This window comes from Parabacteroides sp. ASF519, from assembly GCF_000364265.2.
Classification (GTDB): Bacteria; Bacteroidota; Bacteroidia; order Bacteroidales; family Tannerellaceae; genus Parabacteroides; species Parabacteroides goldsteinii.
Window position 1 is genome coordinate 2,015,853 of sequence record NZ_AQFV02000006.1, and the last position, 16,581, is coordinate 2,032,433.

Below are 16,581 nucleotides of genomic sequence, written 5' to 3' on the forward strand. Positions count from 1 at the left end.
GAATAACTAATTGATATATAAAGGCAAAGATATAATATATTTTATAATCTTAAAGCTATTACATAATGTTTAAATTAAGAAGGAAGTTAATTCCGTTATTACTTGCGTTATTTATATTCAATTCTACTTATGCCCAAAGTGAAAAAATTGATTTATCAATAAAGAATGAATCGCTTCGGCAGTTAATTAAACAGATAGAAACAAAAACTGATTATTCCTTTATGCTGGATCAGACAGTAGATCAGTCACAAAAGGTATCAGTGGAGGCTCGCCAGGAAAGTCTGGATGCTATTTTGAAAAAAGCCTTTGCGGGAAAACAAATCAGCTATGAAGTGGTAGGGAAACAGATTATTCTGAAGATATCGCGTAACAGTCAAAGTAGTCAATCCCGAAAAATTAGTGGTACAGTCAAGGATCAGAATGGGGAATCTGTTATCGGGGCGAATGTCTCTGTAAAAGGTACGACAATTGGAACCATCACTGATATTGATGGAAATTTTATACTGGAAGTGCCGGATAATGTGGTAATTCAAATTTCCTATATAGGATATATTACCCAGGAGATCAGTTTGGGAAACAAAGAGCATTTGGATATTCTGTTGAAAGAAGATTTACAATCTTTGGATGAGATCGTTGTGATTGGTTATGGAACAGCTAAAAGAAAAGATTTTACAGGTTCCGTATCTTCCGTCAAGCTGGAGAATTCTCCTATTTCTTTGGCGACAAATACAAATGCATTGGAATCCCTGAAAGGAAATGTGACCGGACTTGATATTGGTGCTACAAATACGGCCGGGGGAACTCCTTCTATGCAGATTCGGGGACAGAATTCCATATCTGGTTCAAACGATCCGTTGGTGGTAGTAGATGGAGTTATATTTATGGGAAGTGTTAATGATATTAACCCTAATGATATAGCTTCTTATGATGTCCTGAAGGATGCTACTTCAGCTGCTGCATATGGTTCCCGTTCTGCTAACGGAGTAATTATTATTACAACTAAAAAAGGTAAGCAAGGTAAGCCGGTTATCCATTTTAATGCAAAAGGAAGCATGCAGTCGTGGCATCTTAAACCGGAACTGATGAATGGCGAACAGTGGCTTGATGCAACTTCTGCGGCAAACGGATATTCTGATTATAGTTTTTTGGTTCCCCAGGAAGAACTGAATTTGAATTCAGGGAAAGAAATCAATTGGCTGGATGAAATCTCACGGACAGGATGGACCCAGGATTACCAAGCTGCCGTATCCGGAGCAGGGGATAGAATGAATTACTATTTGTCTGCTTCTTATACTGAGAGTGGTGGTGTGATAAAAGGAGATGATTATGAACGTGTTTCAGTATTAGCTAAGATAGATACCGATATTACAAGTTGGCTGCAGATCGGTCTTGATGCTGCATATACCCGAACAGATTATTCCGGCCTTGGCGCTAATATCTGGTCTGCTACAATATTATCTCCGTATGCAATGATGTACAGACCGAATGGGATGCTTGAAGCTATACCTGACGGTACACGTGGTAGAGGTAATCCTTTGTGGGGGATCGATGATGAGTCGAAGAAAGAAAATGTAGACTTTCGTGATAATCTTCGTGCAAATGCATATGCCGTAGTTAAATGCCCATGGATTTCCGGTTTAAGTTACCGTTTCAATTATGCAGGAAATCTTAATTACAGGAAGTCCGGTGACTTTACGCATGAGTCATACAATGTTCCGGTCGGATCGTATGATGATGATTCGCGTTACTCTGTTGCAACTCAAAATAGTTATTTAAGTAGTGCCGGAGGTAGTATGGCAAACGAAAGAACAACCAGTTATGTGATTGATAATATTTTAAATTATAACCAGGTATTTGGAAAACATAGCATTGATCTGACAGCTGTAGCGACTCGTGACTATCAGAAGTATGAATCTCAGACTTTGTCGGGTAGTGACTTTGCATCGAACGGGAATACGGCTTTAGGGTTGAACGGCCTTCATTACGCTTCTACACAGAAAATTTCTTTGAATAATTGGAAAAGAACGAATATCGGATATTTTGGACGAGCATCTTATTCGTTTGACGACACTTATTATATGACAGCATCTTATAGGAGAGACGGTTCGTCTGTTTTTGGTGCAAATAACAAATGGGGTAATTTCTGGGCCATAGGAACAGCCTGGCGTATCACCAATGAACCGTTTATAAAAGGTGTGGCTTTTCTGGATGATATGAAGATAAAACTTTCATGGGGTAAAAACGGGAATCAGGGTTTAACACAATATTCCACATTGTCACAGGTTGCAACCGGCCATTCCGGGGGAATATATTATCCTTTTGGTAATTCTGGAAAACCGTCATACGGTATTAACCAGAGTACTATCGGTAATTCAGACTTGGGATGGGAAACAACCGAAGCATGGAATATGGGATTTGAATCAACCTGGTTGAATAGCCGTTTGTTTGTCGATGTAGATGTTTATTTCTCTAAAACATATGACCAGATCTTCTCCCGGTCGATTCCTGTTATGACGGGATTTGCAAGTATGTATTCTTCTATGGGAGAAGTCAAAAACAGAGGTGTGGAAGCTACTGTACGGACTGTCAATATTCAGAATAAGGAATTTAACTGGACTACGGGACTAACATTCTGGTTGAACCGTAATAAGTTGGTTCATCTGTATGGTGAGGATCTTGATGGTGATGGAAAGGAAGATGATGATATTGGAAATGGCCTGTTTATAGGGGAGTCGATACATTCTATTTTCGGATATGAACAGGATGGAATTGTTCAGACGGATGATACTGAATATATGAAAGCCAATGGTGTTTCTGCCGGAACTCCTAAGTATGTGGATAAAAACAACGATGGAGTGATTAATGAAAAAGATCGTTCTATCATAGGGAATAAAGCTCCTAATTTCAAACTAAACTTAAGTAACACTTTGCAATATAAAAACTGGGAATTATATGTTATGATTGCCGGTGTATTCGGAGGTAACGGTTATTATCAGGCCGGAAATACGAACGCTTATATAACAGGCGGGGATAGAAAGTGGTTTGCCTCCAACGGTCTGTATATTCCTTATTGGACAGAGGCGAATCCGAGTAACAAATATCCGTCTGCAACTTTTACAGGAGATAGCTATTTCCTGGGATTACAAAGCCGAGCTTATGTTCGTTTGCAGGATGTAACACTTTCATATACATTCAACCAACCATGGGTGAAGAATATGGGAATTAATAATTTTAAAATGTTCATTACAGGGAAAAACCTGGCAACGATTACCGGCTGGGACGGTGGTGATCCGGAAACCGGTAGCACTGCATTGAGTCAGACATATCCGATAATGACGAACGTTTCTTTGGGTTTGAATTTAAGTTTCTAAATTTTACTTTATAAAACAATGGAAAGAACATATATATATAAAACGTTATTGCTATTAATGACAATCTTTACTGTCGTTAGTTGTGATTATAATAAATTTCTGGAAGAAGATCCTGAAACATTTTACACAATCGACAATGTATTTACTACCTCCGAACAGGTAGATCAAGTACTTACTACTTGCTATATCAAAGTACATAATATATATTGTCCTTATAATAACTTTGGGGAATTGAATTTGTGGTCGTATGGAATGGGAAACGGAACTGATGTGCTGGATGTACCGACTATACGTTATTCTTACCGGTTTAATGATTATAGTATAATTAATTCGGAATATGGGGTATTCAAAGATACATATGCCGCATTTTATTATCTGATTAATGCTGCCAATACCGCCATTTATGCCACAAATTTAGAGCATATAATGTGGAATTCGGAATCCGACAAAGCTTATATCATTGCTCAGGCCCGATTCTTCAGAGCTTTTGCTTACAGAAATTTAGGAGAACTATTTGGAGGAGTTCCGTTGGTAACAGAAATAACTTCTACTCCTAAATATGATTATAAACGTTCGACACGTATGGAGACCTATCAATATGCTATCGATGAAATGGAAGATATCATAAACGATTTGCCTGTTACGACAGCGGAAGCCGGACGTTTGGTAAGGGCGGCTGTTCAGCATAATCTTTGCCAATTGTACATTGATAAGGGAGTGTTGCTGGAAGCGGAAGGCGGTGATGCTGCCAGTGCATATAATAAGGCTATTTCGTATGCCAATGATATTATAGATTCTGGTACTTACAGTCTTATGACAGAGCGCTTCGGTGCACGTAAAAATGAAGGTCCGGAGTTCTATTATGCAACTTCGGCAGTAGAACAGACTGCTGACCGGACTTATTCATCAGCAGGTTATCCTATAGAAGGAAATGTTTATTGGGATCTTTTCCAGGTAGGAAATCAGGATTATCAGGATGGGAACACTGAAGCTATATGGTGTGCTCAATCAGATTATGAGGTATATAAGTCCGACGGAAGTTTGGCTTGTTTGGATTACCCTGCTATTTATGGACCTGTTTTCAGAGATCAGGGAGGAGCGCATATCGGTGGTCAGATGGAAGACGTCGGGGGTTTTGGTTGTAGCCAGGTAACTCCTACTCCTTATTCTCGTGATGGTGTTTATGAAGGAAAATGGGGTGAAGATATACGTAATTCGGAGGCTGTTTTACGCCGTGTCTTTTTGGGAAATATAAAAACATCCGAATACTATGGAAAACAGATTCCATGGGATGTTCTTTATAAAAAAGATCAAAATGGTAAATATGACGATGGTGCTTACACCTTGATATATCCGATATCATGTAAAATAGGTCCTGATTTTTATACATTGGCGGCTGATGGTAGGGTATTGCGCAGCATTTTCCGTGATGATTATCTGATACGTTTACCCGAAACCATTTTATTGCGTGCCGAGGCTAAATTGAGAGTCGGAGACAAGTCTGGTGCCGCATCTGACATAAACATGTTACGTTCACGGGCAAAATGTAGTTACCTGGTGACTGCTAATGATGTTAGTCTTGATTTGATCCTTGACGAGAGAACCCGTGAATTGATGTATGAAGAGAGTCGTTGGAATACTCTGCTGCGCATGGGAGGAACAGTTGCTGCCGATCGTATAAAAAAATATTCATATTGGGACTATCCGAGATTAACATTGACAAAACCCTTTAATCTTTGGCCTATTCCTCAAACGGTTATTGATACGAATAAAGATGTAGTACTGGAACAAAATCCCGGTTGGTAATAATCTTGTCGTCATTTAAAGACAAGAATAAATTAGTAAAGAGGTTTCCCGTGGTAAAAAGGGAAGCCTCTTTATATGACCAGATGTTTATGATTTCGAATAAAATACAAAATAATAATTTATTTATGAGGAAGATAGTCGTTCTTCAAATAGTTGCTTTTTACTTTTTTTCCTGTCTGGTAACTTATGCTCAGTCACAAAGATATAAGGGATATCCGAAAAAAGATACGGATATCTTTTCTGAATTTGCCAACCCTCCGAAGGGATATGGAAACGTTCCTTTTTATTGGTGGAATGGTGATAGTTTGAATAAGGAAAGAATGAAAGAACAGCTTGACATTTTATCTGCATCTGCGACAGATGGTTTTGCTGTAAGTTATATACACATGGACCCTGAAGTGGATGTTGGGGAAATGAAAGACGGATATGGACTTTCCGGAAAAACAGAAGCAGGAAAGCCTAAGGTGTTCTCCGGAGATTGGTGGAATTTCTGGAATTGGTTTGCCAAAGAATGTTCCCGGAAAAACATCGGTTTAGGTATGGATGATTATACCATAGGATGGATTGGCAATGGATATTATACGGATGAGTTGTTGAAAGAAGAAAAATTTCAGAATTATCAAGGTGACTTGGAGATTGTGTCTGATTCTGTTCGGGGAGGGACCACTTTTATTCATGACATTCCGGAAAGATTGGTCGGTGCTGTTGCCTGGCCAGGGAAAATAGATCTGACAGAATATATATCAGGCGGAAAACTTTTGTGGAGAGCTCCGGAAGGGAAAGACTATAAAGTATATATTCTTTCAACGAAAAAAAGTCATTTGTTGCATCCGGATATCGGAAGAGAATATGTGAACGTGTATTTCGATCGTTTTGAAAAGAATATGGGAGATGCAGCTTCGGGGGGGATGAACTATTTTTTTCAGGATGAATTGTCTTATCCTATTAAAATAGGGTCCTGGTCGGAGGACTTTAAGGAAGAATTTGAAAAAAGGAAAGGGTATGATATCACACTTTATCTTCCTGCTTTGAAAGAAAGTATCGGAGATATAACGCCAAAGATACGTTTGGATTATTGTGATGTATTAATGGATTTGGCGGAAGAACGCTTTTTTCAGCCCATTTATAATTGGCATGCTTCACGCGGTTTGATTTATGGAAGCGATAATTTTGGACGTGGAATGGAACCATTGGCATATATTGATTATTTCAGGGCTAATTCTTGGTACACAGCTCCGGGGAATGATGCTCCATCGACCGGCTCTAGTTTTTTGCAAACGAAAGTATCCAGTTCAATAGCTCATTTATATGAACGTCCGCGAACATGGCTTGAGGCTTTTCATAGTATGGGATGGGGAAGTACGGGCTCATGGCTGACCAAACAAATGGACCATCATTTTATGGCAGGTGGAAATTTAGTCTGTATGCATGGATTATATTATTCCACACATGGTGGTTGGTGGGAATGGGCTCCGCCTTGTTTTCATTTCAGAATGCCTTATTGGCCGCATATGAAACAATGGCTTCAATATACAGAGAGATTGAGTTTTCTGATGAGTCAAGGTACTCATGTCTGTGATATAGCCTTGATGTATCCTACGGAATCGATGCAGGCCTATCCGGATGCTAGCACAAAGATTGCGTTTGAACAGGCAATGAAACTTAGTAATTCCGGTTTGGATTATGATTTTATGGATTACAGGTCCTTGCAAAAATCAAAAGTAGAGAACGGCTGTTTGAATATCTCGGGAGAAAAGTATCGTATATTGATTTTGGCAGATATGAAAGCGATGCATTATTCTTCTTTATTAAAAATACGGGACTTTTATCGTTCGGGAGGGATAATAATAGCAACAGGCGAGTTGCCGAAGGCCAGTACCTGCATGGGAGAAAACGATTCGAAAGCGGATGCAATAATCCGGGAAGTATTCGGTGCGACATCCCTGGAAGTTTCTCAAGGAAAGAAAGTAAAGAAACAGGTTCATGATTCGGGGGGAGTAGGATTGTATATGTCGGAGGATAAGGTGTCGGAGCAGATAAAATCTTTGATTGTTCCGGATTTTATATCAGGTACCGGAGAAGGGAAGGTTTTACATAGATATGTGGGAGAACGTGATGTCTATATGGTTATGGACGTGCCTGAAGGTACAGAATGTTTTTTCAGAGCTACGGGTAAAGTTGAACTTTGGAATGCTTCTGACGGAACAATCTCCGATTATCCGGTTGTTCGCCAAACAAAAGAAGGAACATGGCTCCGATTGGATAAAGAGTCGGATAATTCGTATTTGTTTGTCTTTTCAAAAGGAACACCCATTGTAATGCCTGAAGGCAAAAAGGAATCGAAGTTGATATACCGATCCTTAATTACAGGTTTGTGGGAGACGGAATTGTTGCCGACATTAGATAATAAATGGGGGGATTATCGTTTTCCGGTTTCGGATGTTATCGGTGCTGAGGCGCGTTCTTTTAAACATCGACCGGCTGCTTTTTCTCCTCAAAACTGGATGTCGACAGATTTCGATGATTCGGAATGGCCTGAAAGTGTGTATGGGTTTGGACCTCAATTTGTCACAGAATGTACGTCCACGGATATCCCGTTGGATAATGTGTTACAAGGAAATGAATCGTCAGGAGAGATGTTGGAGTTTTCATGGCAATATGGTGTTTTTGACAATCCGGGATCACAAGGATGGCATGGTTTGAAAGGTAAAGTCAGCGACGGCTTTTTCATTTTGGACCAGGGAGCGCATCAAATATACAAAAGTAAAGTCTATGTCCCTGTAACAGGCTCATATAGGATCGAAATAGATGGTGTTCAACCTGATTCTCTTTTGATCGACCAGAAGCCTGCGAATGAAAATGTCTGGTTGGAAGAAGGATGGCATCCATGTACTGTAGCATATGCAAATACAGAGAAAGGTAAATTCAAGTTTCAGAAAGGTACGTATCGGGATTTTAGAAAGAGAAGTTCCGTTGTATTTTTTCCTGCATCATCCGTTACCCCGGCAAAGCCGTCTTCATACGACAAAATAATTTCTACACGCTGGGCTTTAGGAGATCATTTGTTGTATGATCCTTACGGAGGAGAGAATCTTACTTGGAATTATCGTTTTAATTCTGTTCCGGGAATGCAGGAAATGGACATGATGATAGCCGGAAGCGATTTGAAAGTATGGTTTAATGGGAAAGCAATAGAAAAAGGGAATATCCGATTTCTATCTGAAGATTCTTCGGGGATGAGAAAGTATCGGGTAATCTTTCCTGAGACCCGGAAGAAAGTTGGCCTGGTCGCTTTTTCGATCAAACGAAAACCCGGTTATCAGGGGACTGGTGTGATTTGTGAACCCGTTAAAATAAAAACAGGGAAAGGGCTTTTGGATGCCGGTAATTGGTCGGAGACCGGAGCCTTGAAATATTATTCAGGTGGAATGTATTACAGAAAGCAGATAACAATACCAAAAGCCGAAGCATCCGGTAAAGTCATTCTGGACCTGGGCAATGTAAATGCTTCCTGTGAGGTAAAAGTTAATGGTAAAGAGGTGGGCATACTGATGAGACCGCCATACAAAGTTGAGATAGGCAAGTATGTTAAACAAGGTGATAACCAATTGGAAGTCTTAGTTTATAGCACATTGTCGAATCATTATCAGACGATTCCGACTCCATATAGGGGAGATGGGGTTGCCGGACTTTTAGGCCCTGTCTCGTTGAGTATATGTGAATAATCAGAGAGCTTGTTATTATTGTAAAAGCAATAATAATCCACACAATAAGCAGCTATTTGCTATTTTTTATAGCGATAGCTGCTTTTATATTTGTGTTTGAAATGAAGAGACACATAATTGAACAGCATATCCCTTAGCGGAGCACAATTTATTTACAAATGAAGAAGATTTTAATACTATCCCTGTCCGTATTGAGTACACTCTTATTTTCTGCTTGTACGGATCAAGCTAATCAGCCGGAAAGTCAGGCAGAAAATATCATAGGAAAACACACCATCCGCTTTACGGAACCTCCTAAACGTATACCCGCACCGCATTCGGTCGATGCACCTTTGTTGGGGAATGGTTTTACCGGGGTAGCCTTGTCGGGAACACCGGAGTCGCAGGTCTTTTATGTCGCCAGGAATGATTTCTGGAGACTGAAGTCTGCTTTGGACGAATCATTTCCTCTTGTCCTGGGTAAGATAGAGCTGGATATCCCTCAATTGAAAGATGCCTCCTATCTGGTGGAACAACAGCTATATGATGCCGTATCGACCGCCCGTTTTACCAAAGGGGATATTTCCGTTTCCTACAAAGCCTTTGTTCCTGCCACGGAAGATATGCTGATAGTGGATTTGAATATGGAAGGGAATGGGGCTGTAGAAGGTTCTGCCGGAATATCTTTCTTGGGAAAAGAAGAACAGATTGATAAACCGCCTCTTGAACGGATATTCCCCGATGTCAGGGAGCATGAGATGAAACCGAATGGTATTGAGTATCTGTCCCGTGCCTTCGTAGACTCTGTCGATATACCGACTAAAGGTGCTATGGCGTTACGGGTAAGCGGATCTACGGATGGCAAATTTACCCTGGAACCGGAAAAAACGGTCCGTTTGGTGTGTGCCTTCTCCAGCAATTTCAAGAGTGACGATTGTGTGGCTACTGTCATAAAAAAAGTGGAAGACTTTACTCCGGCACGACAGGCTGAGATAGAGAAAAGCCATAAAGAATGGTGGCGGAACTATTGGGAAAAATCGTATGTCAGCATACCGGATAGTGTAATTGAAAAACAATATTATCTCTCTCTTTACGGTATGGGTGCCTGTAGCCGGGATATGGATTTCCCACCCTCTATTTTTGGTACCTGGATCACGAAAGAACGTCCTTACTGGAATGGGGACTATCATCTGAACTATAACCATATGGCCCCTTATTATGCGCTTTACTCAGCCAACAGGATCGAGCAGGCTGATCCCTATATTTCCTCTATGCTAGCACAGATAGAGAGAGGAAACTATTACTCGGAGAAAGTCACCGGTATTCCGGGAGGCATTTTGCTGCCTGTAGGTGCGGGACCTTTGGGTGTTGAGACGACTCGCAGGACTCCGTTCATGGATACCTATTATTATGACTGGATTAAAAGCGGAAATATAGAAGACGAAGGTATGTTCTGGGGACAAAAAAGCAACTCTGCCTATGCTGTCGTTAATATGTCTATGCAGTTTTATCATACCTGGGATGAAGCCTATACCCGGAAAGTGTATCCTTTCGTAAAAGGGGTTGCCACCTTTTGGGAGAATTACCTGACACGTGAAGGTGACCGCTATGTCATTTATAATGATGCGATCCATGAAGGTACGGTCGGGACGATGAATCCTATTCTTTCATTAGGACTGGTGCGGATGGTGATGCAGACCGTTTCTGACATGAGCGCTCTTTTAGGAGTCGATGAAGAAAAGAGAACGCAGTGGCAGTTTATCGAAGAACATCTTCCTGATTATCCGTTGCAGGAGCGAAACGGTAAGACAGTCTTCCGGTATACGGAAAAAGGTTGCGACTGGTGGGACGGAAATACACTGGGAATCCAGCATATTTATCCCGCAGGCCAGATCGGTCTGAACAGTGATCCCAAGTTGCTGGAGGTCGCTTATAACACAGTCGATGAAATGCAACGTTGGCTGGATTCTAATGGAAGTAACAGTTTTTTTCCGGCAGCCGTGCGGATCGGTTATAAGCCGGATAGCATCCTGGTTCATTTGAACACTTATTCAAAACATACCTACCCGAATGGCTTCCAGTTAAATAACCCGCATGGTATTGAAAACTGGAGCACGGTACCCAATACAATCAACGAAATGCTCTGTATGGGACATCAGGACATTGTCCGTGTCTTTCCTGTATGGCCCCGCGGTAAGGATGCCTCGTTCCATCAGATCCGGGTAGAAGGTGCCTTTTTGGTTTCCGGCGAACAGAAAGGCGGAGCAGTCACATCTTTGACTCTTGTCAGTGAGAAAGGCCGCGATTTAACTTTGCAGAATCCGTGGAAAGGTAAGAAAGTTGAGATTACAGACCCGGTTGCCGGTAAGAGAACCGTGGACGGTGATTTTATAAAAATGAAGACAGAGGCCGGTCAGACGTACTTGTTTACCATGGGGAAATAAAGGTCTGCAATAATAATCCACTTAATAAGCAGCTATTTTTTATAGTAATAGCTGCTTTTATATTTGTATGGTAACGCCACCATTTTCCAGTCCGTTACCTCGCTTATGCAAAACAATGTTAAATAACTGTACTCGAATCACGGAAACTATAACGGTATAGTATCCTTAATATAGATTCGGTAATAATGCAATGTATCATTTATAGAAAAAATACCACGAATGCACAAAATTGAGCAGTTATCAGACCAACAGTTAATGAAAGAGATTATGTCTGATAACTTTAAAGCTTTTACAGAGCTTTACAATAGATATAAACATACTCTCTTTCAGTTTGTCATCCGGCTTTCGCACGGCGATTATTCGATGGCAGAGGAAGTTGTGCAGGAGACATTTATCATTATCTGGGAGAACCGGAAGAAGATTGTGGTTGAATTTTCATTTCAGGGTTATCTGAAAAAGGTATCTCGTAACCTGTTCCTGAAAGAAACGGCAAAACGTATTCAGGAACAGTTGATGATCTCACAGATTGAGAATGTCAGGGAAGCCGAGAATTGTGTGGAGGATGAAGTCGAGTTGAACCTGTTGCTGGAGGAAGTGGAGCGTATCATCTCCATGTTGCCACCCGCCAGGCAAAAAGTCTATCGCTTGAAACACATCGAGCATCTTTCGCAAAAGGAGATAGCCAGCCTGTTGGATATTTCGGAAAACACGGTGGAGAGCCATCTGAAACAGTCGACAAAGTTCCTAAGCCAGATGCTGAGAGCGAACAGGGGTGACTTGCTGAATGGCATAGCTTTATTACTTTATCCTATTTTTTCATTCTTATTTTAAAGGAATAACTATGAGCAGACAAATTGAATTATTAGATAAATTCTACGATAATAAAGCTACTGAAAGTGAAAAACGTCAGTTAGCCGGGCTGTTGAATGACCCGGACAGGTGGACGGATGATTTTGATAAAATATGGGATCATTCCTTCGGTCATATGCCTGATTCGACAGACGAGCGGATTTTTAAGGCTATCACTGCAACGGCTAACCCAACAAAGATAAATATCAGAAAGTTTTTTATGCGTATGGCTACCTGCGCGGCTGTTTTCGGTGCCGTCGCCATATCGCTATTCTATTGGAACGAAAACCGGTTGTTAACCAAATATAACGATATGACCGTAGAAGTAGGTCACGGACAAAAGTCGGATATTTCCTTGCCGGACGGCACAATAGTCCATCTGAATGCCGATTCCAAACTGCGTTACGGCAGTCATTTTAACGGGAAACAGCGTCAGGTCGAACTGACCGGCGAAGCCTATTTTGATGTAGCAAAAGATGCCCAATCTCCTTTCATCGTAAAAGCCGGCGATATCCAGGTACGTGCTTTAGGAACTTCATTTAATGTCCATGCTTATCCTGATGATGAAAATATCACGACTTATCTGGCAGAAGGTTCGGTTATAGTTTCATCGCCGGACCAGTCCCTTCATTTAAGTCCGGGGGAAGTGGCTGTCTATTCGTTGGCAGATACCCGGATGACAAAGAAACAAGAGGAGGATGACCGGTTGTTTATCGCCTGGATGAATAATGAAATGGTATTCAACGATGAGCCGATCCTGAATATTATCAAGCTGCTGGAGCGTAATTATAATGTGAAGTTTGAGATTAAAAGCGATAAGCTGAATAGCATAACTTTCACCGGTACACTGAAAAATGCCAGCTTGCAATCAACGTTATATGCTTTGCAATTTACCTCTTCTGTCTCTTATAAGAAAAAAGAGGACGTGATAGAACTCTATAGTGATTAACCCTTTAAATATTATCAATATGACATAGAAAAAACACATGTACGCAAAAAGGGAAAGTGCTTGCAACACCTTCCCCTTCATTAGTCAATCAAGAGAGTTGAATATTCGCAAGTAGTCACTCTCTGGTAATTAACCATTTAATACTACACAAAAGTATGAATAAAAAATCAGAAACTATTTCTTCCTTTCCGGAAAAAGGAAATATTATGAAAAAGATAGGAGCTATATGTATAGCAGGCTTTCTATCCACTTCGGTTTTCGCACAGGTAACAGTCAACGTAAAGCAACAAACGATCAAGCAGGCGTTACGTACTATTGAGAAAGCCACAGATTACCGATTTTTTTACAGTAATCAACTTCCTGATTTGGATAAAACAGTATCCTTTGAAGTCAATAATCAGTCGATAGATGCAGCTATGAGCCGTCTGCTGAATGGGACTGGACTAATCTATGAGAAGAAAGATAACAATCAGATTTATCTTGCTGTAAAGAAAGCTGGTGCTAATCCCATAAGAGTCTCCGGAGCTATCGTCGACGATAATAACGAACCGATTATCGGTGCCAATGTCTCGATAAAAGGGACTACAACCGGAACAATAACGGATGTGGACGGAAAGTTCAATCTCGAAGCTTCTCCGGGCATGACTTTGCTGATTTCATATATCGGATATGCAACCAAAGAAGTAACGGTAAGTAATCAGACTGTCTATAAGATAAAAATGCAGGAAGATACACAGGCCCTGGATGAAGTGGTCGTAATTGGATATGGTACGCTAAACAAACAAGCGATAACCGGTTCTGTTACTAAAGCGAATATTGATACCTACCGGGATGTACCGACAAACAATATTATGGAAACGCTTAAAGGTTCGGTTCCCGGTCTGAATGTCGGAGGTGTGAATAAAGCCGGTAGTGTGGCAGGATTCAGTATACGTGGCCAGAATTCAACCCGGGACGGTGGTAATAATCCGTTGATCGTATTGGATGGAGCTATCTACGACGGTTCGTTGGCAGATATCCCCTCTGAAGATATCGAGAGTTTTACGGTTTTGAAAGATGCCAGCGCTGCGGCTGTTTATGGTAGCCGTTCGTCGAATGGGGTTATCCTGATTCAGACGAAGCGGGGTAGAAGCAAAACTTCTAAGCCGGAGTTCTCTGTGAATTTGTCGTATGGGATAAGCAATGAATTGAAACGTTTGAAAGTCTATGATGCGCAGGGGTATCTTAAAAAATTGTTAGACGTGCGTGAGGCTAACGGATTGGATGCCGATCCTGAGAAGATAGCTATTTATCTCCAACCGGAAGAAGCTGACAACTATAATGTCACTTCGGACCATCGTCCGACCTTTAGCGATCCTTATGAATTGTTCCGTCAGAATGCTTATAACTTAAAGGCTAATGTCAGCATATCAAACAGTTCGGATTTTGCCAATTATTATATTTCAGCGGCACTGACCGACCAGAAAGGTGTTGTCATGAACGACCGTTATAAAAACTTTTCCGGACGTGTCAATATCGACAGCAATTTGACAAGCTGGCTGAAAGTAGGAGTAAAAACAAATTATAGTATTCGCGATTATTCCGGCGACTCTCCTTCGATGACTAAAGCGGCACAATTCAGTCCGTATGCCTCTTTATATGATGATGAAGGCCGTTACCTGCAATATCCGCAAACAACGACTTCTTTTGAAAGTCCTTTCTGGAGTATGAAGACCGATGATACGGAAAAATACAATATCCTGGGAGCTATCCTGAATGCTAAGATAACCGTTCCCTGGGTAAAAGGATTGTCTTATGAAATGGTTTATTCGAATACGTTACGCTGGTCGGAGAAATACTATTTCTATGACGAATATACAACGGCCGGCCAGGGGAAAAACGGTAAAGGTGAACGGAAGCATGAGAACAACTACAACATGTTGCTGGATAACATGATAAAGTATAATAACACCTTTAATCAAAAACATAATGTCGATGCAACCTTCCTGTACTCGCGGGAACGTCGCACCTGGGAAAGTACAACTGCCTATGCTGAAAACTTCGATAATACGGTCCTGGGGGATAATAAACTGGAAGACGGTAAAACGCAGACGGTAAATACCGGTGCCGGCGAAAGTGGCGCGATAGCTTGGATGGCACGTGGTACTTATACTTTCGACGGGCGTTATTCAATTACGGGAACGGTTCGTCGTGACGGATGTTCAGCTTTCAGCATTAACCGGAAATGGGCGACATTCGCTTCCGGCGGTTTGAACTGGAACATTTCCAATGAGTCTTTTATGAAAGATGTTGAACCTATTAATAATCTGGCTCTGCGTGTTTCATACGGCTCAAACGGTAACCAGTCGATTGACCCTTACAGTACGCTGGCTAAAGTGGGTACTAATAAGTATATTTTTGCCGGAGACCCTTCTTATTCGATTACACAGGGTATCAGTTCGTTTGCCTTGAATGATTTAGGATGGGAAAAAACAACCGGATTTAATGCGGGAGTAGATTTCTCTCTGTTGAAGAACCGGCTTTCCGGTACTGTAGATGCCTATTTCACCAACACGACAGATTTGTTGTTTAGTTTATCGTTGCCGTCGGTTTCCGGTAAAACGTCTATGTTATCTAATTTAGGAAAGATCAGGAACAAAGGTGTGGAGATTGGATTACATTCGGTAAATATAGAATCGAAAGACTTCAGATGGACTTCTGATTTTGCTTTCTCCCTGAACCGGAATAAAGTGGTTACTATTTATGGCGAAGATAATGATGGTGACGGAAAAGAGGACGACCTGATCAGTTCCGGTTACTTTATCGGAAAAACATTAGGTACTATTTACAATTATAAAGTAAATGGCATGTGGCAACAGAAAGATGTGGACAATGGTACAATCATGGAAGGTATGCGTCCCGGTGACTACAAATTGGAAGATGTGGATGGTGATGGGAAAATCAGTTCTGACAAAGACCGTCAGTTCCTGGGTACTTCTAAAGAAAATTTCCGTTGGAGTCTGACGAATACGTTTGATTATAAAGGATTCTCCCTGATGATTTATATTAATTCCATTTGGGGTGGAAACGGTTACTTCCTGTCAGGCAACAATACGCCCTATTATGATGAATATATAAACAGCGGAGCCCATAACCGGACTGTTTTCGACTATTGGACACCACAGAATACGGGAGCGAAGTACCCCCGTCTGGACTATAATTCAAATGCACGATACAAGGGTACCAAATATATGGACCGCAGCTTTATTAAATTGCAGAAGGTTGCTTTAAGCTATGATTTGTCTCCTTACGTGAAACCGTTCGGATTTAATAACATGCGTTTGTCCCTGAGTGCAGACAACTTGTTCACATTCGCGCCTCATTGGGATGGATTGGATCCTGAGACGGATTCCGGATTGAAGATTTCGTCTTCTCCTTCTATCCGTACATATCAAATGACTTTATTGTTTAACTTCTAA

General features: G+C 41.1%; 7 protein-coding genes. All 7 read left to right on the forward strand.

What is annotated here, in order from left to right:
* Nucleotides 1–221 precede the first annotated feature (221 nt).
* Entirely contained in the window at nucleotides 222–3,371 is a 3,150-nt protein-coding gene (locus tag C825_RS07745; RefSeq protein ID WP_228100037.1) for a TonB-dependent receptor, read from the forward strand.
* 18 nt (nucleotides 3,372–3,389) lie between these two features.
* On the forward strand, nucleotides 3,390–5,177 hold the full coding sequence (locus tag C825_RS07750) for a RagB/SusD family nutrient uptake outer membrane protein (RefSeq protein ID WP_228100036.1): 1,788 nt from the start codon (nucleotides 3,390–3,392) through the stop codon (nucleotides 5,175–5,177).
* A 125-nt stretch (nucleotides 5,178–5,302) separates the two neighbouring features.
* Nucleotides 5,303–8,902, forward strand: coding sequence for a glycosyl hydrolase (locus C825_RS07755; RefSeq protein WP_010802060.1), 3,600 nt, complete (start codon nucleotides 5,303–5,305; stop codon nucleotides 8,900–8,902).
* A 158-nt stretch (nucleotides 8,903–9,060) separates the two neighbouring features.
* The gene (locus tag C825_RS07760) at nucleotides 9,061–11,325 is read left to right on the forward strand and encodes a glycosyl hydrolase family 95 catalytic domain-containing protein (RefSeq protein ID WP_010802061.1); all 2,265 of its coding nucleotides are present in this window, start codon (nucleotides 9,061–9,063) and stop codon (nucleotides 11,323–11,325) included.
* Between the two features lie 219 nt (nucleotides 11,326–11,544).
* Nucleotides 11,545–12,156, forward strand: coding sequence for an RNA polymerase sigma factor (locus tag C825_RS07765; RefSeq protein WP_010802062.1), 612 nt, complete (start codon nucleotides 11,545–11,547; stop codon nucleotides 12,154–12,156).
* Nucleotides 12,157–12,166: 10 nt separating this feature from the next.
* Entirely contained in the window at nucleotides 12,167–13,123 is a 957-nt protein-coding gene (locus tag C825_RS07770) for a FecR family protein (protein ID WP_010802063.1), read from the forward strand.
* A 206-nt stretch (nucleotides 13,124–13,329) separates the two neighbouring features.
* A complete protein-coding gene (locus tag C825_RS07775; protein WP_228100033.1) occupies nucleotides 13,330–16,581 on the forward strand; it encodes a SusC/RagA family TonB-linked outer membrane protein in 3,252 nt (1,083 codons plus the stop codon).

Bases quoted from the DNA above. Each gene is read 5' to 3' on its own strand.
- C825_RS07745 (WP_228100037.1), top strand. From the start codon at position 222: ATGCTGGATCAGACAGTAGATCAGTCACAAAAGGTATCAGTGGAGGCT.
- C825_RS07750 (WP_228100036.1), top strand. From the start codon at position 3,390: ATGGAAAGAACATATATATATAAAACGTTATTGCTATTAATGACAATC.
- C825_RS07755 (WP_010802060.1), top strand. From the start codon at position 5,303: ATGAGGAAGATAGTCGTTCTTCAAATAGTTGCTTTTTACTTTTTTTCC.
- C825_RS07760 (WP_010802061.1), top strand. From the start codon at position 9,061: ATGAAGAAGATTTTAATACTATCCCTGTCCGTATTGAGTACACTCTTA.
- C825_RS07765 (WP_010802062.1), top strand. From the start codon at position 11,545: ATGCACAAAATTGAGCAGTTATCAGACCAACAGTTAATGAAAGAGATT.
- C825_RS07770 (WP_010802063.1), top strand. From the start codon at position 12,167: ATGAGCAGACAAATTGAATTATTAGATAAATTCTACGATAATAAAGCT.
- C825_RS07775 (WP_228100033.1), top strand. From the start codon at position 13,330: ATGAAAAAGATAGGAGCTATATGTATAGCAGGCTTTCTATCCACTTCG.